Below are 23,434 nucleotides of genomic sequence, written 5' to 3' on the forward strand. Positions count from 1 at the left end.
AGGCTTGCAGCTCGAAGCTGCTTTTATGCAGTTTTCCAGGTGATTTCTTCTTCACCATCGGCGCTGATCCGGATCCAGCGATCCGCCGTCTCTTCACCTTCTTCCTCGACCCACGTCCCCGGTGCGCAGCGCACTTCGACGTTCAGCGCAGCGAACGCGGCGCGGGCGCAGGCGATGTCGTCGTCCCAAGGGGTCGCATCGCTTTCCAGGTACAGACTGTTCCACTTGCCCACGGCCTTCGGCAGCCAGGTCACCGGGATGTTGCCGGCCTTGCACTTGTACGTCTGACCTTTCTGTACCCAGTCGCTGCACGGGCCGAGAGCGGCGCCCAGCCAGGCGGAAATGGCCTTGTGGTCGACGTCGGCGTCTTTCAGGTAAATCTCGATGTCCGGTTGGCGCATGGATATCCTCACTGCGGGTCTGAAAAATCCATTCGCGGATTTAGCCGGCCCCGGGTCGTTGCCCGAGACCAAAAGTTATTGAAGAACGAAATAATCGTAGCGCATCGAGACCGTGGTCACGAACGGCTCGGCCTGTTCGATCACCGCCGCGCGGCGCTCGGCACTGGCGCGCCAGCCGTGGGGCGTCATCGCCAGCAGGTTGGCGCGATCCTCGGGCTTGTCCAGCGTCAGTTTGAATTCCAGGGTTTCACTGTGCGCCAGCGCCATGCCTTCCGGTACCAGGGCCAGGTGCTTGTCGTCGGTGTATTCGCGCACTTCGTCGTACAGGCGTTCGCGCAGTTCCATCAGGTGGCCGCTGGTCGGGCCGACTTTCATCAGACCGCCGCCGACGCTGAGCAGGCGTTTGGCTTCTTCCCAGTCCAGTGGACTGAAGACGCTGGCCAGAAACTGGCAACTGCCGGAGGCCAGTGGCACCCGGGCCATGCTGGCGATCAACCAGGTCAGCGCCGGATTGCGTTTGCAGGCGCGTTTGACCGCTTCCTTCGAGATGTCCAGCGCGTAACCGTCGGCGTCGGGCAAAGCCTCGGCGATCTGCGCGGTGTAGTAACCCTCGCCACAACCGATATCGACCCAGCGCGCCGGCGCATAACTCGCCGCCAGCTCCGCCAGACGCTTGGCCACCGGCGCGTAATGCCCGGCGTTCAGAAAGTCGCGGCGGGCCTCGACCATCGCCTGATTGTCGCCGGGATCGCGGCTGTTCTTGTGTTGCACCGGCAGCAGGTTCAGGTAACCCTGGCGCGCGCGGTCGAAGCGGTGGCCGGCGGGGCAGACCACGCCGTTGTCCACCGCGTTCAGCGGTTCACTGCAGATCGGGCACGCGAGCATCAGGCGAGCAACTTGATCAGGGTCTGGTAGTAGATCTCGGTCAGCACGTCGAGATCGGCCGCCAGCACGCGCTCGTTGACCTGGTGGATGGTTGCGTTGACCGGGCCCAGTTCAACAACCTGCGTACCCATGGTCGCGATGAAACGACCGTCGGAGGTGCCGCCGCTGGTGGACGCCTTGGTCTCGCGGCCGGTGATGTCCTTGATGCTCGACGACACCGCGTCGAGCAGCGCACCCGGCTCGGTGAGGAATGGCAGACCGGACAGCGCCCAGTCGATGTGCCAGTCCAGGCCGTGCTTGTCGAGGATGTCGGCGACGCGTTTCTGCAGGCCTTCGACCGTCGATTCGGTGGAGAAGCGGAAGTTGAACACCGCCACCAGATCGCCCGGAATCACGTTGGTCGCGCCGGTGCCGGAGTTGACGTTGGAAATCTGAAAACTGGTCGGCGGGAAGAAGTCGTTGCCGTGATCCCAATGCTCGGCTGCCAGCTCGGCCAGAGCCGGGGCAGCGAGGTGGATCGGGTTCTTCGCCAGATGCGGATAGGCCACGTGGCCCTGCACACCGCGTACGGTCAGTTTGGCGCCGAGGGAGCCGCGACGACCGTTCTTCACCACGTCGCCCACCAGCGTGGTGCTCGACGGTTCACCGACGATGCACCAGTCCAGACGCTCGTTACGGGCGGCCAGACGCTCGACCACGGCCTTGGTGCCGTGATGCGCCGGGCCTTCTTCGTCGCTGGTGATCAGGAATGCAACCTTGCCCTTGTGATCCGGGTAGTCGGCGACAAAACGCTCGGCTGCCACAGTCATCGAGGCCAGGCTGCCTTTCATGTCCGCTGCGCCACGGCCGCAGAGCATGCCGTGCTCGTCGATCACCGCGTTGAACGGGTCGATCTGCCAGGCCGTCACCGGGCCGGTTGGCACCACGTCGGTGTGGCCGGCGAAGCACAGCACCGGGCCGTCGTCTTTGCCGTGAGTCGCCCAGAAGTTATCCACATCTTCGATGCGCATCGGTTCCAGCTGGAAACCGGCATCGCCCAGGCGCTGCATCATCTGCTTCTGGCAATCGGCGTCGACCGGCGTCACGGACGGACGGCGGATCAGGTCGATGGCGAGTTGGAGGGTCGGCGAAAGGTCGGCATGGGCCGTCATGGAAAACTCCGAAAGCTGGGGGGCAAGGCGCGCAAAATGGCGGTTATCTTAAAGCAAAACGGCGACCATTGGCCGCCGTTTAGTGCATCGGTGAGGATTTAGACCACCGGTGCCGGTTCAGGCGCCGCCGAAGGTTTTGGCAGCGACGACAGGAACGCCATGATCAGCGCCGCCACGTACGGCAGCGACTGCACCAGCAGCATGGCCACCCAGAAGCGCATGTCGTTGCTCGGAATGCCCTGCACCAGGAAGATCCCCAGTGCCGCGCCCCACAACAGCAGCATGATGAACAGCTCTTCCCGGGCCTCGGAAATCGCCACCCAGAAACCATGGTTGTCGGCGTTTTTCGGGGTGCGGAAGAACGGAATGCTGCTGGTGAAGAAGCCGTACAGCACCGCTTTGGCGATGGTGTGCGACAACGCCAGACCGGCCAGTGCGGCGCAGAACGCATCCTTGAGGTTCACGCCCACGGCGCGACGGTAGAGGAAGATGATCTTGCCGACCTTGAACACGAACAGCGCCAGCGGCGGGATCGCGAAGATCAGCAGCGGTGGATCGACCCGTTGCGGCACGATGATCATCGCCGCCGACCACAACAGTGCGCCGACAGTGAAGAAGATGTTCATGCCATCTGCCACCCACGGCAACCAGCCCGCGAGGAAGTGGTAACGCTGGCCGCGCGTCAGTTCGGTGTCCTTGCCGCGCAGCAGGCTGCGGGTGTGGCGCTTGATGATCTGGATCGCACCGTAGGCCCAGCGGAAACGCTGTTTCTTGAAGTCGATGAAGGTGTCCGGCATCAGACCCTTGCCGTAACTGTCGTGGTAGTACGCCGCCGACAGGCCTTTCTCGAATACCCGCAGACCGAGTTCGGCGTCTTCACAGATGCACCAGTCGGCCCAGCCCAGTTCTTCCAGAACCGAACGACGGGTCATGGTCATGGTGCCGTGCTGGATGATCGCGTCGCGGTCGTTGCGGGTGACCATGCCGATGTGGAAGAAGCCTTTGTATTCGGCGTAGCAGAGCTTCTTGAAGGTGCTCTCGTTCTGGTCGCGGTAATCCTGCGGCGACTGCACCACGGCGATTTTCGGGTCGGCGAAGTGCGGCACCATGTGCTTGAGCCAGTTCGGGTGCACGCAGTAGTCGGAGTCGATCACCGCGATCACTTCGGCGTCCTTGGCGGTATGCGGGATCAGGTAGTTCAGCGCGCCGCCCTTGAAGCCGGCCAGGGGCGAGACGTGGAAGAACTTGAAGCGCGGGCCGAGCGTTTCGCAATAGTCGCGCACCGGTTCCCAGACCGCCGGGTCCTTGGTGTTGTTGTCGATGATCAGGACTTCGAAGTCCGGGTAGTCGAGGTTGGCCAGGGCGTTGAGGGTCTGTTTGACCATCTCCGGCGGCTCGTTGTAGCAGGGCACGTGGATCGAGACTTTCGGGCGGTAGTCCGAATCGCCGACTACCGGCAGGAATTCACGGCGACGCTTGTGAATCCACACCGCTTCGGCCAGTTCGTGGGCCTCGGTCAGCAACACGATGAACACCCCGAGCGCACCGAGCGCCAGCAGGAAGCCCACCGTCAGGCTGAACCACGTGCTGTATTGCTGGCTGTAGTCGTAACCGATCCACACCAGCACCGAACCGCACAGAAACGCGATAAAGGTCAGGAAGGTACGGCCGCGCTGACGCAGGGCCGAGCCGTCGATCATCAGCAGGGTCAGCGACAACAGCGCCAGCACCACCGAGCCGATGGCCAGCACGCGCCATTGCGGGATCGCCACCACCGGGCCTTCGAAGTTGAATTTCTGCTGGCGCGCGGCGTTGAACACGCCCCAGTAGGCGCCGACCGAACCTTCGTCGCTGGCCTTCCACGGCTGGTCAAACGCTTCGATCACGAAGTAGTTGAAGCCCTGGCGGTTGAGTTTGTTGACCAGCGTGCGCAGGTAGATCGCCTGATCCGCCGGCGACGCATCGGCGCCACCGCGCATGCGGCCGTTGCTCGGCCAGCCCACTTCGGACAGCAGCAGCGGCTTTTTCGGGAACATCTTTTTCAGGTCGCGGGCGCGGTCGAAAACAAACTGCCCGGCCTTGTCCACCGGAATGAATTCCCAGTAGGGCAGAACGTGGGCGGCGATCAGGTCGACGTGCTTGGCCAGTTCCGGGTGTTCTTCCCAGACGTGCCACTGTTCGGAGGTGGTCACCGGCACTTTCACCGCTGCGCGCACGCGGTCGAGCAGCACGCTGAGTTGTTCGGCGGTGATTTCCTTGCGGAAGATCGCTTCGTTGCCGACCACTACGCGAACCACGCTGCGCGAAGTGTTGGCCAGTTCGATGGCGCGGGTGATTTCCCGCTCGTTGCGCTCCTGGTCGGGGCTGATCCAGATCCCCAGGGTCACGCGCAGACCGAACTCTTCCGCCAGTTTCGGGATGTCCTGCAGGGAACCGTCGACCGAGTAGATGCGGATGTTGTCCGTCAGCTTGCTCATGATCTCCAGGTCGCGGCGCATTTCATCGTCGGACGGATACTGATCCTTCTGTGGGAACTGTCCTTGCTGGAACGGTGAATAGGAGAAACCGGAGATCTGCTCCGGCCAGTTCGGCGCGGAGACGGGGCGGTTGATCAGCGCCCAGAAACCGGTGAACAGGGCGGCGATTGCCAGAACCACCACCAGGTTGAGTCCAAATTTACGCGATGACATAGCTGTGTCGGGTTCCAAAGGCTGTGGAACGAAGGGTCGGCTGGTTGACGCCAAGAGGGCGCGCATCCTACACCGGCAGTTCGCTGAGTCCTACAAGAGACAGGAAAATGCCGGATGTTGGGCAATCGACTTTGACTTAAGTTCTTACACTTGTAGCTTGAAGCTTAAAACTTGTCGCTGCGTAGTCCTATAATGCGCGCCGGTTTTCAGGGTAATGGTCATGAGTACAGAAGATCCGCGGTTTGCAGGCATCGCCCGTTTGTATGGCATCGAGGGCCTCGAGCGCCTGCGTGCAGCCCATGTGGCGATTGTCGGCGTTGGCGGCGTCGGTTCCTGGGCGGCGGAAGCCATGGCCCGTTGCGGGGTGGGCGAGATTTCGCTGTTCGACCTCGATGACGTCTGCGTCAGCAACGCCAACCGCCAGTTGCACGCGCTCGACAGCACCGTCGGCAAACCCAAGGTCGAGGTGATGGCTGAGCGTCTGCGCGGGATCAACCCGGACTGCAAGGTGCACGCCGTGGCGGACTTCGTCACCCGCGACACCATGGCCGAATACATCACGCCGAACATCGACTGCGTGATCGACTGCATCGACGCGGTCAACGCCAAGGCTGCGCTGATTGCCTGGTGCAAGCGCCGCAAGATTCAGATCATCACCACCGGTGGAGCTGGCGGGCAGATCGATCCGACGCTGATTCAGGTCTGCGACCTCAACCGCACCTTCAACGACCCACTGGCCTCGAAAGTGCGTTCAACGTTGCGCCGCGATTATGGTTTTTCGCGCACCGTGACCCGCCATTACAGCGTGCCGTGCGTGTTCTCCACCGAACAGCTGCGCTATCCGAAGCCGGACGGCAGCATTTGCCTGCAGAAGAGTTTTGTCGGCGACGGCGTGAAGCTGGACTGCGCCGGCGGGTTTGGCGCGGTGATGATGGTGACGGCGACGTTCGGCATGGTCGCGGCGACCAAGGCTGTGGACAAGATTGTGGCGGGCGTGCGGCGCCCGGCGGATCGGGTCAAGCCTCAGGCCTGACCAGTGACCGATCGTTCACACGCTCTACGTCGCCGATCGTTCCCACGTCGAGGCGTCGAACCGTCTGCGTGGGAATGCCTCATTGGACGCTCTGCGTCCGCTTCGGCATGGGACGCAGAGCGTCCCGGGCTGCATTCCCACGCGGAGCGTGGGAACGATCAGTTCGGGGCGAGTTCACGCATCCGCTGCAACACGGCATTCAAACCATTGCTGCGCGACGGCGACAACTGCCGCGACAGTCCCAACTGATTGAACCAGTCCGGCAGATCCACCTGCTGCAGCTCGCCCGCGGTCAAGCCGTTGACCCGCAACAGCAGCAACGCCACCAACCCGCGAATCATCCGTGCATCGCTGCTCGCCGCGAACTGCCAGTGGCCGTCGCGCAATTCGCCAACCAGCCACACCTGACTTTCACAGCCGTGTACCCGATTGGCGTCGCACTTGTCCGCATCGCTCAACGGTGGCAGACGATCCCCGAACTGCATCAACAATCGCGCCCGCTGTTCCCAGCCGGCGGCGTTCTGAAAAGTTTGCAGCGCTTCGGCGGCCTCGATCGGCAGGCTCATCGCAACAGCTCCAGCGCCTGATCCAGCGCTTCAAAGAACCGCTCCAGATCTTCGGAATCGTTGTACAGCGCCAGCGACACGCGAATCGCCCCGGCCAGTTCGAAGCGCTTGAGCAGCGGCATGGCGCAGTGGTGCCCGGCGCGCACGGCGATGCCCTGTTCGGTCAACAAGTGCGCCAGATCGGCGTTGTGCACGCCTTCGACGACAAAACTGGCCAGCGCCAGTTGCGGCTTGCCCAGCAGACGGATGCCATTGCGGGCGGCGAGGCCTCGCAAAAGGTAATCGTGCAGCGCGGCTTCGTGGGCGGACACGGCGTCCTGATCCAGACCCGCGAGGTAGTCGAGGGTCGCACCGAGGCCGATCACACTGGCAATCGGCGGTGTTCCCGCCTCGAAGCCCAATGGGGCAGGGCGGAAGCGCGCGTCGTGATAGTTGGCTTCCAGCACCATCTCGCCACCGAACTGCCACGGGCGCAGTTGTTCGAGCGCTGCGTTGCTTCCGAACAGCACGCCAAGGCCATCGGGGCCGTACAGCTTGTGGCTGGAAAACACGTAAAAGTCGCAACCCAGCGCCTGCACGTCATGCCGGCCATGGACCACGCCTTGAGCGCCATCGACCACGGTCAGGGCGTTGTGCGCCTTGGCCATTGCCAGCAATGCCGGCAACGGTTGCCAGGCGCCGAGCACGTTGGATAACTGACTGACCGCCAGCAAGCGAGTGCGCGGACCGAACAGGTGAACGGCAGCAGCGAGGTCGATCACGCCGTCATCGTCCAGCGGCAGGATCACCAGTTTCAAATCGCGACGTTGCGCCAGTTGCTGCCACGGCAGCAGATTGGCGTGATGCTCCAGGGCGCTGATGACAATTTCATCGCCCGGATGGAAAAGATGTTCCAGGCCATAAGCCAGGAGATTCAGCGCACTGGTGGCGCCGTGGGTGAAGATGATCTGCCCGCTGTCACCGGCATTCAGCCACTGGGCAACCTTCAGGCGGCTGTCCTCGAACGCCTGCGTGGCGTGGGCGCCGGGCAGATGTTGCGCACGATGAACGTTGGCCGCGCCATTGGCGTAGTAATGCGCCAGCGCGTCGAGCAGGGCCTGGGGTTTTTGCGTGGTGGCGGCGTTGTCCAGGTAAGTCTGGTCTTGCCGTTGCAGGGCGGCGATGGCCGGGAAATCGGCACGCCAGGGGGAGGGAATCATCACGGTTTCAAGCCCTGGTGAAGATGGGCGGGTTAACGCCGAACCCTGTGGGAGCGGGCTTGCCCGCGATGGCGATCGTTCGAACGCCATGGCAAACGGGCCGGCTCCCTCAGGTGAGCTTCTGGCGCTTAGTTGTGAGCGTGCAGCGCTTCGTTCAGTTCGATCGCCGATTTGTGGGTTTTACATTCCACAGCGCCGGTTTCCGAATTGCGACGGAACAGCAGGTCGGTCTGACCGGCCAGTTCACGGGCCTTGACCACTTTGACCAGGTTGTTGTGCTCGTCCAGCAGCGCGACCTTGGTGCCGGCGGTCACGTACAGGCCCGACTCGACGGTGTTGCGGTCGCCCAGGGGGATACCGATACCGGCGTTAGCGCCGATCAGGCAGCCTTCGCCGACCTTGATCACGATGTTGCCGCCGCCCGACAGGGTGCCCATGGTCGAGCAGCCGCCGCCCAGGTCCGAACCCTTGCCGACGAAGACGCCAGCGGAGACGCGGCCTTCGATCATGCCCGGGCCTTCGGTGCCGGCGTTGAAGTTGATGAAACCTTCGTGCATCACGGTGGTGCCTTCGCCCACGTAGGCGCCCAGACGCAGACGTGCGGCGTCAGCGATACGCACGCCGGCCGGTACCACGTAGTCGGTCATTTTCGGGAACTTGTCCACCGAGAACACTTCCAGCAGTTCGCCGCGCAGACGGGCTTCGAGTTGCAGCTCGGCCAGTTCGCTCAGGTCGATCGCGCCCTGGCTGGTCCAGGCCACGTTCGGCAGCAGCGGGAAGATCCCGGCCAGGCTCACGCCGTGCGGCTTGACCAGGCGATGGGACAGCAGGTGCAGCTTGAGGTAAGCCTCAGGAGTCGAAGTCAGTTGCGCGTCTTCGGCCAGCAGGGTCGCGACCAGCGGCTTGTGGCTTTCGGCCAGGCGGGTCAGCAGCTTGCCTTGTACCGCGTCGATGCCTTTCACGGCTTCAGCCAGTTGCGCAGCCTGTGCGGTGGTGAAGGTGATGGCCTGGTTGCCTTCGGTGTAGCCGAGGATCGGTGCAACTGCGGCAACCAGTTCGGCCGAAGGGTTCAACAGCGGCTGGGCGTAGAACACTTCCAGCCACGCGCCTTGACGGTTTTGGGTGCCGACGCCGAAGGCAATACTGAACAGGGAGTTGGACATGTGAATACCTCTACAAAAAGTGACGGGCTGCTTACTTGAGCGCGGCCGCGTAGATGTCTGGCTTGAAGCCAATCAGGGTTCGGTCACCGAGATCGAGCACCGGGCGCTTGATCATCGAGGGTTGAGCGAGCATCAGTTCGATGGCTTTCGACTGGTCGAGATCGGCTTTGCGTTCGTCGTCGAGTTTGCGAAAGGTCGTGCCTGCGCGGTTCAACACCGTTTGCCAGCCATGCTCGTCGCACCATTGGGTCAGGTGCTCGCGGTCAATGCCGGCGGTCTTGTAATCGTGGAAGTCATAGCTGACAGCGTGTTCATCGAGCCAGGTGCGCGCCTTTTTCATGGTGTCGCAGGCTTTGATGCCGAAAAGGTGCAACGTTTTGCTTGAAACGGTCAAGGAATTGCCCCCTTTACAGGTGCTGGAAAAAAATGGTGTCGGATTATGCCATGACCAGACGGTTTCGCGGCGCCGAGGTTGCTTTTGCTGAGGGGGCTGCGACATAGGTGCAACGGTCACGCACAGCCTAAGCGGCTAATATGGCAGTTTCAACGCTGTCGATTGTCCGGGATTTCCGCTCTATGCAAACCGCTTATACCGTCCTGATCCTGCTGATGCTGGTCAGTGTCTCGCGCCTGATTGGACGGGTGATTCCGCTGCCGCTGCCACTGGTGCAGATCGCCGCCGGTGCCTTGCTGGCCTGGCCGACCCTCGGCCTGCACGTGGCTCTTGATCCGGAGCTGTTCCTGTTTCTGTTCCTGCCACCGCTGCTGTTTTCCGATGGCTGGCGCATGCCCAAGCGGGAATTGTGGCGTCTGCGCGGGCCGGTGCTGACACTGGCGGTCGGGTTGGTGCTGTTTACCGTGGTCGGGGCGGGCTACTTCATTCATTGGCTGCTGCCGACGATTCCCTTGCCGGTGGCCTTTGCGCTGGCGGCGGTGCTGTCGCCAACGGATGCCGTGGCGGTCTCGGCCATTTCGCAGAACCGCTTGCCCACGCCGCTGATGCACATGCTGCAGGGCGAGGCGTTGATGAACGATGCATCGGGCCTGGTGACGTTCAAGTTCGCCCTGGTCGCGGCGGTTACCGGTGCGTTTTCCCTGGCCAACGCGAGTCTGACTTTCGTGCTGGTCGCGGTCGGCGGTCTGGCGGTGGGTGTGGCACTGAGCTGGCTGGTCGGCCGGTTGCGCGCCTGGATGATTGCCCGGGGCTGGGACGATCCGGCGACCCATGTGGTGTTCATGTTGCTGCTGCCGTTTGCCGCTTACGTTCTGGCCGAACGGCTCGGCGCATCGGGCATTCTTTCGGCAGTGGCGGCGGGGATGATGCAGAGCTGGCTCGATCTGCTGCCGCGCCAGACCAGCACCCGGTTGCTCAACCGCAGTGTGTGGTCGTTGCTGGAATTCGCCTTCAACGGCCTGATCTTCCTGCTGCTCGGTCTGCAACTGCCGGACATCATTAAAGCGGTGGTCAGCCACGAGACCTCGTTGTGGCCGACCCTGTTCTACCGCTGTCTCGACGTGGTGGCGATTTTCCTGGCGCTGGTGCTGTTGCGTTTTATCTGGGTGCAGAGCATCTGGCGTCTGTCGGTGCTGTTGCGTCGCCTGCGTGGCAAGGGGGATCTGACGCAAGTGCCGACCGCCCGTTCCTGCTGGTTGCTGACCGTTGGCGGTGTGCGCGGTGCGGTGACCCTGGCGGGCGTGATGTCGGTGCCGATGCTGATGGGTAGTGAGGCGTTTCCCGAGCGCGATTTGCTGATCTTCATCGCCGCCGGGGTGATCCTGTTGTCGCTGGTGGCAGCCTGTATTGCGCTGCCGTTGCTGTTGCGCGGCATCGAAAAGAGTCCGGATGACAAACGCCGGCAGGAAGTACGCGACGCCTGGCGCAAGACGGCGGAAGCGGCGATTCACGCGCTGGAGATCGAAGAGGTCAGCCCGCAGGACGCCGCGCAAGCCGCACTGGCGGCCGAGCTCAAGGCGCGCATCATGTCCGAGTACCGCCACCAACTGGAGGTGTTCAACGATTCGGCCGAAGCCCAGGCGCTGGCGTTCCAGATGGATCTGCTGGAACGCCGCTTGCGCCTGAAGGCGCTGCGCGCGCAACGCCTCGAGTTGTACAGCCTCAGTCGTCAGCACCAGATCGGTGATGACGTGCTGCGCGAGGTGTTGGGCGAACTCGACTTGAGTGAGGCCAACCTGGGCCAGGTCAAATAGGCAAAACGTTACTTGGGATAAAGCAACCTCATCAGGCGTTTGTCTTTCTTGCTGATCTTGCGGTTGATCGGCACCTCCCAGTTGCCCACCGTCAAGGTGTTGGCCACGGGGTGGTGCATGATCGACCTGCGGTCGTAGGAGGTGTAGATCGCATCCAGCGTGTCGAAGGAGGCGAACAGGTTTCGGTCGACCTGCGCCTCGGTCAGCGGGTTCATTTCGCGATTTTTGTAGAACTCATACACCTTCGGTTTATCCCACGGAATTTTTGCCTGTGGGTGTTGGTGTTCATGCAGCGCGCCCAACGCATGCCCGAACTCGTGAATCACGATCACTTCAAAGTCCTGGTGGTCCGGCTTCACGCCCAGATTCATGGTCGGATAGTCCGGATGAATCAACAGCGCATCGGTGCCCAGCATTGAGCTGTTGTCATTGTTGTTAGTGGCAATGCGGATATCGCCTTGCCGGTCATCGACGAATTCGAACGTGAGGTTGATGTACGGCAACCACTGGCTGGCGGCGTCGATGATCTTGGTCCTGTGCTCGGCATCGGGCGCGTCCATGAAGGCGATTTTCAGTGTGCGGCCGTTGGCCCACAGCTTTGAATAGTTGACGACGGAGCGCTTGCGGCGAGTGCCGGTCGCGTTGCCGGCGTTGGCCGGGTTTTCATTGATGGCGGCTGTGTAGGCCGCCTGATCGTCGGGCCATTGATGAAGTTGGCAATCGAGCAGTTCTGTCATTTTTCACTTCTTCCATGAAGTCAAAGGTCGGTTTTTGGTGGTGCGCAGCGAGCGGCGCCGCCCAAGACTAACGTCTGGCCAATAGGAGAGTGAGGTAGAAACAGGAGGGCAACTGTTACGTGATATTTGATTGCCCGTGCCGGATTGCCCGGCACGGGCGTTCAGACATTACTTGTGGCGCAGGACGAAATCGCGGATGCGCTCGGCAGCCTCGACGCATTCCGCCAGCGGCGCAACCAGCGCCATGCGCACGCGCCCGGCACCAGGATTGACGCCATCGACGTCACGGGACAGGTACGAACCCGGCACCACGGTCACGTGTTCTTCGGCAAACAGATCGCGGCAGAACGCGGCATCGTCGCCTTGCACATTCGGCCACAGATAGAAGCTGCCATCAGGGCGCTGCACGTCCATCACCGGGCTGAGGATCGCCAGCACGGCATCGAATTTCTCGCGATACAGCGCACGGTTGGCGCGCACGTGCACTTCGTCATTCCACGCGGCGACGCTGGCCAGTTGGGTCTGAACCGGCATCGCGCAGCCGTGGTAGGTGCGGTACAGCAGGAAGCCCTTGAGGATGTCGGCATCGCCGGCAACGAAACCGGAGCGCAGGCCCGGCAGGTTCGAGCGCTTGGACAGGCTGTGGAACACCACGCAGCGCTTGAAGTCCTGGCGGCCCAGTTCTGCGCAGGCACTGAGCAGGCCCGGCGGCGGGGTTTGTTCGTCGAAGTACAGTTCGCTGTAGCACTCGTCGGCGGCGATCACGAAGTCGTATTCGTCGGCCAGGGCGATCAGTTTTTTCAGCACATTGACCGGAATCAGCGCACCGGTCGGGTTGCCCGGCGAGCACAGGAACAGGATCTGGCAGCGTTTCCAGATGTCAGGCGATACCGCGTCGAAGTCCGGGTTGAAGCCGTTCTCGTCCAGGCATGGCAGGTAGTGCGGCTTGGCGCCGGCGAGGAACGCCGCGCCTTCGTAGATCTGATAGAACGGGTTCGGGCTGACCACCAGTGCGTCGTCGCCACGGTTGACCACGGTCTGGGTGAAGGCGAACAGCGCTTCACGGGTGCCGTTGACCGGCAGTACGTTGCGCGCCGGGTCGATCCAGCCGCTCGGTACGTTGAAACGACGTTCGCACCAAGCCGCGATGGCTTCGCGCAGGGCCGGAATGCCGAGGGTCGTCGGGTACACCGCCATCTGATCCAGATTGTTGGCCAGCGCCTCGGCGACAAAGCTTGGCGAGCGATGCTTCGGTTCGCCGATGGACAGCGCGATCGGGCGCTTGTCCGGGTTTGGCGTAACGCTGCCGAGCAGGGCGCGGAGCTTTTCGAACGGGTAGGGCTGAAGCTGGGACAGAGCGTTGTTCATCGGTGCGGGATCTCGTGCAAAGCGGTTGAATCCGGGCGCGCAATCAAATGCTGATGCGCGACAGTTTGATATCGGGTTCCTGATTGACGCTCAACTGTTCGACGATGGCATCCTGCAAACGGCTGCACAGCAGCGGGTCGGACAGCGGTTGATTGTGGGCGTCGGTGATGAAGAACACGTCTTCCACCCGCTCGCCCAGGGTGGCGATCTTGGCGTTCTGCAGCGACAGGTCGAACTCGAGGAAAATCCCGCCGACCCGTGCCAGCAGGCCCGGCCGATCCGGCGCAGTGAGTTCCAGTACGGTTACCGGACGCTGGGCGTCGTTGTGGATCGTCACCTGCGGGGCGAACGCAAAATGCTTGAGCTGGCGCGGCACCCGACGCTGGATGATCGTCGGGTAGTCGGCCGGGTTGCGCAGGGCTTCGGTCAGTCCCTCGCGAATCTGTTTGACCCGGACCGGATTGTCGCCGATCGAATCGCCATCGGTGTCGAGCACGATGTAGGTGTCGAGGGTGAACTGGCTGCTGGACGTGATGACCCGGGCGTCGTGAATATTCAGGTTGAGCTGGTCCATCGCGGCCACGGTCACGGCGAAGAAGTCGTGTTGGTCCGGCGCATAGATGAAGATCTGCGTGCCACCCTCGAATTCGCGCTGGGTGGTTTCCTTGATCAGCACCAGCGGACCGCCGTCAGCCGGTTGCTGGAGGATGGCGTCGGTGTGCCAGGCCACATCGCCGGCGGTGTGACGCAGGAAGTAGTCGTCACCCAGCTGCGCCCACAACTGCTCGACGTCATCCGGGTCGGTGCCGCCGCGCACCAGAATGTCCAGTGCTGCGCTCTGGGTCTGGCGGATCTGTTCTTCGCGATCCACCGGGTTCTCCAGGCCGCGGCGCAGGGCGCGCTTGGTCTCGGTGTAGAGCTGGCGCAACAGGCTGGCACGCCACGAGTTCCACAGCGTCGGGTTGGTCGCGTTGATGTCGGCCACGGTCAGCACGTACAGGTAGTCGAGACGGGTTTCGTCACCGACCGCCAGGGCGAAGTCATGGATTACCTGCGGGTCGGACAAGTCTTTGCGCTGGGCGGTGGTCGACATCACCAGGTGGTTCTGCACCAGCCAGACGATCAGGCGGCTGTCCCAGACCGGCAGTTGGTGACGCTGGCAGAACGCCTCGGCATCCACCGCGCCAATCTCCGAGTGATCGCCATGCCGGCCCTTGCCGATGTCGTGGTACAGGCCGGCCATATAAATGAGTTCAGGCTTGGGCAGTTTGGCCATGAGCTTGGCGGCCAGCGGGAATTTTTCCGACACCTGGGTGTACTGCAATTTGCGCAGGTGCTTGATCAGGTTCAGCGTGTGCGCATCGACCGTATAGATGTGAAACAGGTCGTGCTGCATCTGCCCGACAATGAAGCCGAATTCCGGCAGATAGCGTCCGAGAATGCCGTAGCGGTTCATCCGCCGCAGGTTGCGGTGAATGCCGATCTTGCACTTGAACAGCTCGATGAACAGGCTGGTGTTGCGGATGTCGTTGCGGAAGTTGTCGTCGATCAGGTGACGGTTTTCCCGCAGCAGACGAATGGTGTCGGCGCGTACGCCTTTGATTTCCGGCTGCTGGGCCATCAGCACGAAGATCTCGAGCATGGCGAACGGCGTACGGCGGAACACGTTGTCGTTGCGTGCCTCGATGTAGCCGTCGTGCAGCTGGAAGCGCGAGTTGATCGGCTGTGGTGGCGCTTCGTCTTCCGGGGCGAGGATGACTTCCTCGAAGTGCTGGATGATCAGGTCGCTGAGCTGGGCAATGCTCATCACCACCCGGAAATACTGCTGCATGAAGTTTTCGACGGCCTGTTTGGCGTCGTCGCCTTCAAAACCCAGCAGCCCGGCAATGGTGCGCTGATGATCGAACAGCAGGCGGTCTTCGGAGCGACCGGCGAGCATGTGCAGGGCGTAACGCACTTTCCAGAGGAATTCCTGAGAGGACGCCAGCAAGGCGTTTTCACTCTCGACCAGAAAGCCTTCGCCGGCCAGGGCGCGCAGGTTCAGGGTGCCGTACTGACGGCGGGCCACCCACAGAATGGTCTGGATATCCCGTAGTCCGCCGGGCGAGCCTTTGACGTTGGGCTCCAGATTGTATTCGGTGTCGTTGTACTTGTGGTGGCGAGCCTTCTGCTCGGCGCGCTTGGCCAGGAAGAAATCCTTGCTCGGCCACATGTGTGCAGTGCTGGTGACGTCGAGCATGCGCTGGCGCAGGCGCTCGGGGCCGCAGATGGTGCGGCTTTCCATCAGGTTGGTGACCACCGTCAGGTCGGCGCGCGCCTCTTCGGCGCACTCGTCGACCGAGCGAACGCTCTGACCGACTTCCAGGCCAATGTCCCACAGCAGCGTCAGAAAGCGCTCGATGGAATCGCGGAAAATTTCGTGGTCGGCGCTGTCCAGCAGGATCAGCAGATCGATGTCGGAATAGGGGTGCAATTCACCGCGACCGTAGCCGCCGACCGCGACCAGCGCGATGTCGGCGTCTTCGCTCCAGTCGAACTGGTCCCAGGCCTTTTGCAGGATGTTATCGACGAACCACGCCCGATCTTCGATCAGCCTGCGTATATCGCGACCGGCCCGAAAACGTGCATCGAGCACCTCGCGGGCCTGGCGGATCGCCTTCTTGAACGCCGCGATAGGACTCGCTTTCAGGGCCAGTTCAGCCTGGAACTGACCGCGGTCGAAGAGTTCGGGATCCACCTGCGGCATCGATTGGCTTTCCTTCTATAGGCTGGGAACGGTGTCTGGGTCAGGCCGAGATGCGCGGGATCGTGTCGTCGCTGCGCAGGGTGAAGATCTCGTAGCCGGTGTCGGTGACAAGCAAGGTGTGTTCCCACTGTGCCGACAGCTTGCGATCCTTTGTGATCGCGGTCCAGCCGTCGCCCAATACTTTGGTGTCGGCCTTGCCCTGGTTGATCATCGGCTCGATGGTGAAGGTCATGCCTGCCTTCAGTTCCATGCCGGTGCCGGCGCGGCCATAGTGCAGAATCTGCGGTTCTTCGTGGAACACCTTGCCGATGCCGTGGCCGCAGAACTCGCGTACGACCGAGAAACCGTTCTTTTCCGCGTGCTTCTGGATGATTTCGCCAATGTCACCGAGGCGGCAGCCGGGTTTGACGATTTCGATCGCCTTGTACATGCATTCCTGGGTGACCTGCGACAGGCGCTCGGCCCAGACCGGCACGGTGCCGACGTGGAACATGCGGCTGGTGTCGCCGTGGTAGCCGTCCTTGATCACCGTGACGTCGATGTTCAGGGTGTCGCCATTTTTCAGCGGCTTGTCGTTCGGGATGCCGTGGCAGACCACGTGGTTGATCGAAGTGCAAATCGACTTCGGGTAGCCCTTGTAGTTGAGCGGGGCGGGGATGGCCTGCTGCACGTTGACGATGTAGTCGTGGCAGATCTGGTTCAGCTCATCGGTGGTCACGCCAGGCTTGACGTGCTCGGCAATCATTTCCAGCACATCGGCGGCCAGTTTGCCGGCGACACGCATGCCAGCGATGTCCTCGGGGGTTTTGAGGGTGACGGTCATACAGGCTCTCTCTGCGCTCGACGGCGCTTGCTGATACGAACAGGGGCGCGGCTGTTGATTTGGCGGCCCCAAAAAACGCGATTCTAACAGACCAAAGGCGCAAATCCGCGCCTGCGTGTATCGCTTCTGTCTATACAATGCGGCGCATTGTCCCGATTCCAAGGGGCTGGCGCGCATGTCCCTGACGCGATTGCAGATTCCGGGTTCCGTTTGCGTCGCCCCTGTGGTATAAAATGCGCCGCTTTCCGGGGATAGCTCCGGGAGCATTAACCCACACACGTGTCGACACGATGGCCTGGGTGCCTTTGATCCTCGGATCAATGGTTGGTCATTGGGATACGTGGAGGCCCAACCCGACTTATCAAGGAACTATCATGTCCCAAGTCAACATGCGCGATATGCTGAAGGCCGGTGTGCACTTCGGTCACCAAACCCGTTACTGGAATCCGAAAATGGGTAAATACATTTTCGGCGCGCGTAACAAGATTCACATCATCAACCTTGAAAAAACCCTGCCAATGTTCAACGAAGCTCTGACTTTCGTAGAGCGTCTGGCCCAGGGCAAAAACAAGATTCTGTTCGTCGGCACCAAGCGTTCCGCTGGCAAGATCGTTGCTGAAGAAGCAGCACGTTGCGGTTCGCCGTACGTCGATCACCGCTGGTTGGGCGGCATGCTGACCAACTTCAAGACCATCCGTGCTTCCATCAAGCGTCTGCGTGACCTTGAAGTTCAAGCCGAAGACGGTACTTTCGCCAAGCTGACCAAGAAAGAAGCGCTGATGCGCACTCGTGATCTTGAGAAGCTGGATCGCTCCCTGGGCGGCATCAAGGACATGGGCGGTCTGCCAGACGCACTGTTCGTGATCGACGTTGACCACGAGCGCATCGCGATCACCGAAGCCAACAAGCTGGGCATCCCGGTCATCGGCGTTGTCGATACCAACAGCAGCCCGGAAGGCGTTGACTACATCATCCCAGGCAACGATGACGCAATCCGCGCTATCCAGCTGTACATGGGATCGATGGCTGACGCAGTGATCCGCGGTCGCAACAACGTTGCTGGCGGCACTGTAGAATTCGCAGCTGAAGAAACTCAGGCTGCAGCTGAGTAATCGACGCCCTGGCGTTGACTCAGTAAGCAAAAAGGGGGCTTGGCCCCCTTTTTGCCACCTCGAAAACCATCTGTCGGCAGCGCAGCTACAGCATCTGTAACGTGCAGCAGCTACAAACAGGTTCGGGAAGAATTGAACGCCCGTTCGATCGGGTGGAATGGTTGAAAACCTATCCAAGAGGAATTTGAAAATGGCAGCAATTACTGCAGCGTTGGTCAAAGAACTGCGCGAGCGTACCGGCGAAGGCATGATGGATTGCAAGAAAGCCCTGGAAAAGGCTGGCGGCGACATCGAAAAAGCCATTGATGACATGCGCGCTTCGGGCGCCATCAAGGCTGCCAAGAAAGCTGGCAACGTTGCCGCTGAAGGCGCTATCGCCATCAAGGACGACGGCAAGGCTGCCGTTCTGATCGAAGTCAACTCGCAGACCGACTTCCTGGCTCTGCAGGACGACTTCAAAAACTTCGTTGCTGCCAGCGTTGACAAAGCATTCGCTGACAAGCTGACCGATGCAGCTCCGCTGATCGCTTCTCAAGAAGCCGCTCGCGAAGCACTGGTTGCCAAAGTAGGCGAGAACGTCAACATCCGTCGCCTGGTGCGCGTAGAGGGCGACGTAGTCGGCACCTACCTGCACGGCAACAAGATCGGTGTTGCTGTTGTCCTGAAAGGCGGCGACGTCGAGCTGGCCAAAGACATCGCGATGCACGTTGCTGCAAGCAACCCTGAGTTCCTGCTGCCTTCGCAAGTCTCCGACGAAGCGATCGAGCGTGAAAAGGCTGTGTTCCTGCAGCTGAACGAAGAAAAAATCAAAGGCAAGCCAGAAAACATTGTTGAGAACATGGTCAAGGGCCGTATCAGCAAGTTCCTGGCAGAAGCGAGCCTGGTTGAGCAGGCGTTCGTCAAGAACCCTGAAATCAAGGTTGGTGAGCTGGCCAAGAAAGGCGGCGCTGAAATCGTTTCCTTCACCTACTTCAAAGTAGGCGAGGGCATCGAGAAGCCGGTCGACAACTTCGCTGAAGAAGTTGCTGCCCAGCTGGCTGCCGCCAAGCAATAAGACGGTTTTCAACTGTCGCCCGAAAGAGGCTGCCCGCTCACGCGCGCAGCCTCTTTTCAGATAGGGTTACCAATTTTTAATTGGTTTCCCCTTGGAACTGACTTACAAAGCCATGTTCCGATGGCGCTGAAGCAGCGCCAAGCTAGAGTGAACGCCAGCTGTAAACAGCTCGCAAAGAATTTTTAAAATACGCCGCAGGAGAGATTCGCAATGGCTCAGCAGGGCAGTGGTTATCAGGCTCGCTATAAACGCATTCTACTCAAGCTTAGCGGCGAGGCCCTGATGGGCTCGGAAGAGTTCGGGATCGATCCGAAAGTGCTGGATCGCATGGCGCTGGAAGTCGGCCAGTTGGTCGGCATCGGCGTTCAGGTCGGTCTGGTGATCGGCGGTGGCAACCTGTTCCGCGGTGAAGCGCTGAGCAAGGCCGGCATGGATCGGGTCACGGGCGACCACATGGGCATGCTGGCCACTGTGATGAACGCCTTGGCCATGCGCGACGCGCTGGAACGTGCCAATATCTCCGCCATCGTGATGTCGGCCATCTCCATGGTCGGTGTGACCGATCACTATGACCGTCGCAAGGCCATGCGCCACCTGAACTCCAAGGACGTGGTGATTTTCGCGGCCGGTACCGGCAATCCGTTCTTTACCACGGATTCGGCAGCCTGCCTGCGCGCCATTGAAATCGACGCCGATGTCGTGCTCAAGGCGACCAAGGTCGATGGCGTCTACACCGCTGACCCGTTCAAAGACCCGCATGCCGAGAAGTTCGATCATCTGACATACGATGAAGTACTGGATCGCAAGCTGGGTGTAATGGATCTGACGGCTATCTGCCTGTGCCGCGATCACAAGATGCCGCTGCGCGTATTTAACATGAACAAGCCGGGCGCCCTGCTGAACATCGTGCATGGTGGCGCCGAAGGCACTCTGATCGAGGAAGTCCAACAATGATCAACGAAATCAAGAAAGACGCTAAAGAGCGCATGACGAAGTCCGTTGAGTCCCTGGCTCACAACTTCGGCCGTATCCGCACCGGTCAGGCGCACCCGAGCATCCTGGAAGGCGTGATGGTGCCTTACTACGGCGCTGATACCCCGATCAAGCAAGTGGCCAACATCACCGTCAAGGATGCCCGTACCCTGCAAGTCGTTGCGTTCGAGCGCAACATGCTGGGCGCCGTGGACAAGGCCATCGGCAGTGCAGGTCTGAACCTGAACCCGACCAACCTGGGTGAGTTGCTGCTGATCAGCATGCCGGCTCTGACTGAAGAAACCCGTCGCGGTTTCACCAAGCAGGCGCGTGATGTGGCTGAAGACGCTCGTGTTGCCGTGCGCAACATCCGTCGCGATGCCAACAGCTCCCTGAAGGATCTGGTCAAGGAAAAGGAAATCAGTGAAGACGAAGAGCGTCGCGCAGCCGGCGAGATCGACGATCTGACCAAGAAGTTCGTGGCTGAAATCGACGCCAAGCTGGCCGAGAAAGAAAAAGACCTGATGGCCGTATAAGGGTCGAGCTTTAAATGGACAAGACCAAGCAGACTGCGCCGTCCGCGGTGCCGCGCCATGTCGCGATCATCATGGATGGCAACAATCGCTGGGCGAAAAAACGCTTCATGCCAGGTGTTGCCGGGCATAAAGCGGGCGTGGACGCTGTGCGGGCGGTGATCGAGGTGTGTGCCGAGGCCAAGGTCGAGGTGCTCACCCTGTTCGCTTTTTCCAGTGAAAACTGGCAGCGCCCGGCCGATGAGGTCAGTGCCTTGATGGATCTGTTCTTCAAGGCGTTGCGTCGTGAGGCCAAGCGCCTGAACGACAACAACATCAGTCTGCGCATCATTGGTGACCGTACGCGGTTTCATCCCGAGCTTCAGGCAGCGATGCGTGAAGCTGAGGCGATGACCGCCGGTGCCAACCGTTTCATCCTGCAGATCGCTGCCAACTACGGCGGTCAGTGGGACATTGCGCAAGCGGCGCAGCGTCTGGCGCGTGAGGTTCAGGCCGGGCATTTGCGCCCGGAAGATATCACCCCGGATCTGCTGCAGACCTGTCTGGTCACTGGTGATCTGCCGTTGCCCGACTTGTGCATCCGCACCGGCGGCGAGCATCGCATCAGCAACTTCCTCTTGTGGCAGCTGGCGTACGCCGAGTTGTACTTCTCCGACCTGTTCTGGCCGGACTTCAAACACGAAGCCATGCGCAATGCGCTGGCCGATTTCGCTTTGCGCCAGCGTCGCTTCGGTAAAACGAGCGAGCAGGTCGAAGCTGGAGCCCGGGTTTAATGCTTAAACAACGCATCATCACTGCACTGATTCTGTTGCCGATCGCCCTGGGTGGTTTTTTCCTGCTCGAAGGGTCCGGTTTTGCCCTGTTCATCGGGCTGGTCGTAAGTCTGGGTGCCTGGGAGTGGGCACGCCTGGCCGGCTTCACCGCGCAGGCATTCCGTGTTGGCTACGCGGCGGTGGTCGCGCTGATGCTGTTCGTCATGTACATCCTGCCGGGGCTGGCGCCATGGGTGCTGGGCGCGTCGGTGATCTGGTGGGTGCTGGCGACCTGGCTGGTGCTGACGTATCCGCGCTCCAGTGAGCATTGGTCCAGCGCCGCCGCCAAGCTGGTAATCGGTTTGCTGATTCTGTTGCCTGCCTGGCAAGGGCTGGTACTGATCAAGCAATACCCGCTCGGTAACTGGTTGATCATGGCGGTGATGGTGCTGGTCTGGGGGGCTGATATCGGGGCGTACTTCTCCGGTCGTGCGTTCGGCAAGCGCAAGCTGGCGCCGCAAGTCAGTCCCGGAAAAAGCTGGGAGGGCGTGTATGGCGGTCTGGCGCTGAGCCTGGTCATCACCACCCTGGTCGCGCTGTTCCGTGACTGGACGGTGGCGCAGCTGTTCAAGGGCCTGATCGGTGCTGCGGTGATCGTCTTCATCTCGGTGGTGGGCGACCTCACCGAAAGCATGTTCAAGCGCCAGTCCGGCATCAAGGACAGCAGTAATCTGCTGCCCGGCCACGGTGGCGTGCTGGATCGCATCGACAGCCTGACAGCGGCGATCCCGGTGTTCGCGGTGCTGCTGTGGATGGCGGCATCGTGAGTCGCCCGCAGCAGATTACCGTCCTGGGTGCGACCGGTTCGATCGGCCTGAGCACCCTGGATGTCATCGCCCGGCATCCGGAGCGTTATCAGACTTTCGCCCTGAGCGGTTTTACCCGTCTGAGCGAGCTGTTTGCCCTGTGCGTTCGTCATCACCCGAAATTTGCGGTAGTGCCGGAAGCCGGCGCTGCTCGCAACCTGCAGGACGATTTGCGTGCGGCGGGCCTGTCGACGCAGGTGCTGTTCGGTGAGCAAGGTTTGTGTCAGGTCGCTGCTGCGCCCGAGGTGGATGCTGTCATGGCTGCCATCGTCGGCGCCGCGGGCCTGCGCCCGACTCTCGCGGCTGTCGAGGCGGGCAAGAAGATTCTTCTGGCCAACAAGGAAGCGCTGGTCATGTCCGGCGCCTTGTTCATGCAGGCTGTGCGCAAGAGCGGTTCGGTCCTGTTGCCGATCGACAGCGAACACAACGCGATTTTTCAGTGCATGCCGCAGGACTTTGCTCGCGGGCTGAGTAACGTTGGGGTCCGTCGGATTTTGCTGACAGCCTCTGGTGGCCCTTTCCGGCAGACGCCGATGGCCGAACTGGCGCATGTTTCACCGGATCAGGCCTGTGCACACCCGAACTGGTCCATGGGGCGCAAGATTTCGGTGGATTCGGCCAGCATGATGAACAAGGGGCTCGAATTGATCGAGGCCTGCTGGTTGTTCGATGCCATGCCATCGCAAGTCGAAGTGGTGATTCATCCACAGAGTGTGATCCATTCGCTGGTCGATTACGTGGATGGTTCGGTGCTGGCGCAGTTGGGCAATCCCGATATGCGCACGCCGATTGCCAACGCCCTGGCCTGGCCAGAGCGCATTGACTCGGGCGTGGCGCCGCTGGATCTGTTCGCTGTGGCGCGCCTGGATTTCGAAGCTCCCGACGAAGAGCGTTTCCCGTGCCTGCGCCTGGCGCGGCAGGCCGCCGAGGCGGGAAACAGTGCCCCGGCCATGCTCAACGCGGCGAATGAAGTGGCGGTTGCCGCGTTTCTCGACGGACGGGTTCGCTACCTGGAAATCGCGAGTATCATCGAGGAAGTCTTGAATCTCGAGCCTGTGGTGACGCTGGATGATCTCGATGCGGTGTTCGCCGCTGATGCAACCGCCCGGACATTGGCCGGGCAATGGTTGAGTCGTCACGGCCGATAGGTCTTGCAACACATGGCTTCACGCGGC

21 protein-coding genes are annotated in these 23,434 nt (G+C 61.3%); 9 read left to right on the forward strand and 12 right to left on the reverse strand.

What is annotated here, in order from left to right; all coding sequences use genetic code 11:
* Positions 1-23: 23 nt before the first annotated feature.
* The 4 genes from ACM6JM_RS17270 to ACM6JM_RS17285 form a co-directional block, all read right to left on the reverse strand.
* Positions 24-401 carry a hypothetical protein gene (locus ACM6JM_RS17270; protein ID WP_039769649.1) on the reverse strand — a complete coding sequence of 126 codons (378 nt, stop codon included), beginning with the start codon at positions 399-401 and terminating at the stop codon, positions 24-26.
* Between the two features lie 75 nt (positions 402-476).
* Positions 477-1,286 (reverse strand): putative RNA methyltransferase, encoded by an 810-nt coding sequence (locus tag ACM6JM_RS17275; protein ID WP_064593749.1) that lies wholly within the window; start codon positions 1,284-1,286, stop codon positions 477-479.
* Positions 1,286-2,437 (reverse strand): succinyl-diaminopimelate desuccinylase, encoded by a 1,152-nt coding sequence (gene dapE, locus ACM6JM_RS17280; RefSeq protein WP_074691286.1) that lies wholly within the window; start codon positions 2,435-2,437, stop codon positions 1,286-1,288. Before dapE ends, ACM6JM_RS17275 begins: the two co-directional genes overlap by 1 nt.
* Positions 2,438-2,535: 98 nt before the next feature.
* Complete coding sequence (locus ACM6JM_RS17285) at positions 2,536-5,127, reverse strand: glycosyltransferase (protein WP_074691288.1); 2,592 nt, start codon at positions 5,125-5,127, stop codon at positions 2,536-2,538.
* A 214-nt stretch (positions 5,128-5,341) separates the two neighbouring features.
* Between ACM6JM_RS17285 and tcdA the strand changes: the two genes are divergently transcribed.
* Positions 5,342-6,160: a tRNA cyclic N6-threonylcarbamoyladenosine(37) synthase TcdA gene (gene tcdA / locus ACM6JM_RS17290; RefSeq protein WP_039769652.1), complete on the forward strand. Its 819-nt coding sequence runs from the start codon at positions 5,342-5,344 to the stop codon at positions 6,158-6,160.
* 158 nt (positions 6,161-6,318) lie between these two features.
* On the opposite strand, the gene ACM6JM_RS17295 is transcribed toward tcdA, so the two are convergent.
* From ACM6JM_RS17295 to ACM6JM_RS17310, 4 genes are all read right to left on the reverse strand, one after another.
* On the reverse strand, positions 6,319-6,726 hold the full coding sequence (locus tag ACM6JM_RS17295) for a SufE family protein (protein WP_074691290.1): 408 nt from the start codon (positions 6,724-6,726) through the stop codon (positions 6,319-6,321).
* Positions 6,723-7,928: an aminotransferase class V-fold PLP-dependent enzyme gene (locus ACM6JM_RS17300; protein WP_414882251.1), complete on the reverse strand. Its 1,206-nt coding sequence runs from the start codon at positions 7,926-7,928 to the stop codon at positions 6,723-6,725. Before ACM6JM_RS17300 ends, ACM6JM_RS17295 begins: the two co-directional genes overlap by 4 nt.
* Before the next feature lie 125 nt (positions 7,929-8,053).
* Entirely contained in the window at positions 8,054-9,088 is a 1,035-nt protein-coding gene (gene dapD / locus ACM6JM_RS17305) for a 2,3,4,5-tetrahydropyridine-2,6-dicarboxylate N-succinyltransferase (protein ID WP_007954762.1), read from the reverse strand.
* A 31-nt stretch (positions 9,089-9,119) separates the two neighbouring features.
* Entirely contained in the window at positions 9,120-9,482 is a 363-nt protein-coding gene (locus ACM6JM_RS17310; protein ID WP_003222107.1) for an ArsC family reductase, read from the reverse strand.
* Positions 9,483-9,664: 182 nt separating this feature from the next.
* On the opposite strand from ACM6JM_RS17310, the gene ACM6JM_RS17315 reads away from it, so the two are divergent.
* Entirely contained in the window at positions 9,665-11,296 is a 1,632-nt protein-coding gene (locus ACM6JM_RS17315; protein ID WP_039769658.1) for a Na+/H+ antiporter, read from the forward strand.
* Between the two features lie 8 nt (positions 11,297-11,304).
* Here ACM6JM_RS17315 and ACM6JM_RS17320 read toward each other — a convergent pair whose 3' ends face one another.
* The 4 genes from ACM6JM_RS17320 to map all read right to left on the reverse strand — a co-directional run bounded on the left by ACM6JM_RS17320 (position 11,305) and on the right by map (position 16,970).
* A complete protein-coding gene (locus ACM6JM_RS17320; protein ID WP_074691435.1) occupies positions 11,305-12,033 on the reverse strand; it encodes a M12 family metallopeptidase in 729 nt (242 codons plus the stop codon).
* Between the two features lie 168 nt (positions 12,034-12,201).
* Positions 12,202-13,401, reverse strand: a complete 1,200-nt coding sequence (gene dapC / locus ACM6JM_RS17325; RefSeq protein ID WP_074691296.1) for a succinyldiaminopimelate transaminase — start codon at positions 13,399-13,401, stop codon at positions 12,202-12,204.
* Positions 13,402-13,444: 43 nt separating this feature from the next.
* Positions 13,445-16,147 carry a [protein-PII] uridylyltransferase gene (locus ACM6JM_RS17330; protein ID WP_039769661.1) on the reverse strand — a complete coding sequence of 901 codons (2,703 nt, stop codon included), beginning with the start codon at positions 16,145-16,147 and terminating at the stop codon, positions 13,445-13,447.
* Between the two features lie 40 nt (positions 16,148-16,187).
* Entirely contained in the window at positions 16,188-16,970 is a 783-nt protein-coding gene (gene map, locus ACM6JM_RS17335) for a type I methionyl aminopeptidase (RefSeq protein ID WP_039769663.1), read from the reverse strand.
* 374 nt (positions 16,971-17,344) lie between these two features.
* Between map and rpsB the strand changes: the two genes are divergently transcribed.
* The 7 genes from rpsB (at position 17,345) to ispC (ending at position 23,407) form a co-directional block, all read left to right on the forward strand.
* Complete coding sequence (rpsB, locus tag ACM6JM_RS17340) at positions 17,345-18,082, forward strand: 30S ribosomal protein S2 (protein ID WP_008052780.1); 738 nt, start codon at positions 17,345-17,347, stop codon at positions 18,080-18,082.
* Between the two features lie 190 nt (positions 18,083-18,272).
* A complete protein-coding gene (gene tsf, locus ACM6JM_RS17345) occupies positions 18,273-19,136 on the forward strand; it encodes a translation elongation factor Ts (RefSeq protein WP_064593783.1) in 864 nt (287 codons plus the stop codon).
* Between the two features lie 210 nt (positions 19,137-19,346).
* Positions 19,347-20,090 (forward strand): UMP kinase, encoded by a 744-nt coding sequence (gene pyrH / locus ACM6JM_RS17350; protein WP_011332683.1) that lies wholly within the window; start codon positions 19,347-19,349, stop codon positions 20,088-20,090.
* Entirely contained in the window at positions 20,087-20,644 is a 558-nt protein-coding gene (gene frr, locus ACM6JM_RS17355) for a ribosome recycling factor (protein ID WP_011332684.1), read from the forward strand. The genes pyrH and frr overlap by 4 nt, the downstream gene beginning before the upstream one ends.
* A gap of 14 nt (positions 20,645-20,658) precedes the next feature.
* A complete protein-coding gene (uppS, locus tag ACM6JM_RS17360; protein WP_007954779.1) occupies positions 20,659-21,414 on the forward strand; it encodes a polyprenyl diphosphate synthase in 756 nt (251 codons plus the stop codon).
* Complete coding sequence (locus ACM6JM_RS17365) at positions 21,414-22,220, forward strand: phosphatidate cytidylyltransferase (RefSeq protein WP_039769669.1); 807 nt, start codon at positions 21,414-21,416, stop codon at positions 22,218-22,220. The genes uppS and ACM6JM_RS17365 overlap by 1 nt, the downstream gene beginning before the upstream one ends.
* Positions 22,217-23,407, forward strand: a complete 1,191-nt coding sequence (gene ispC / locus ACM6JM_RS17370; protein ID WP_414882252.1) for a 1-deoxy-D-xylulose-5-phosphate reductoisomerase — start codon at positions 22,217-22,219, stop codon at positions 23,405-23,407. Before ACM6JM_RS17365 ends, ispC begins: the two co-directional genes overlap by 4 nt.
* The last annotated feature ends 27 nt before the right edge of the window (positions 23,408-23,434 follow it).

Origin of the sequence: Pseudomonas sp. IT-P2, from assembly GCF_949767575.1 — a bacterium.
Lineage (GTDB): Bacteria > Pseudomonadota > Gammaproteobacteria > Pseudomonadales > Pseudomonadaceae > Aquipseudomonas > Aquipseudomonas pharyngis.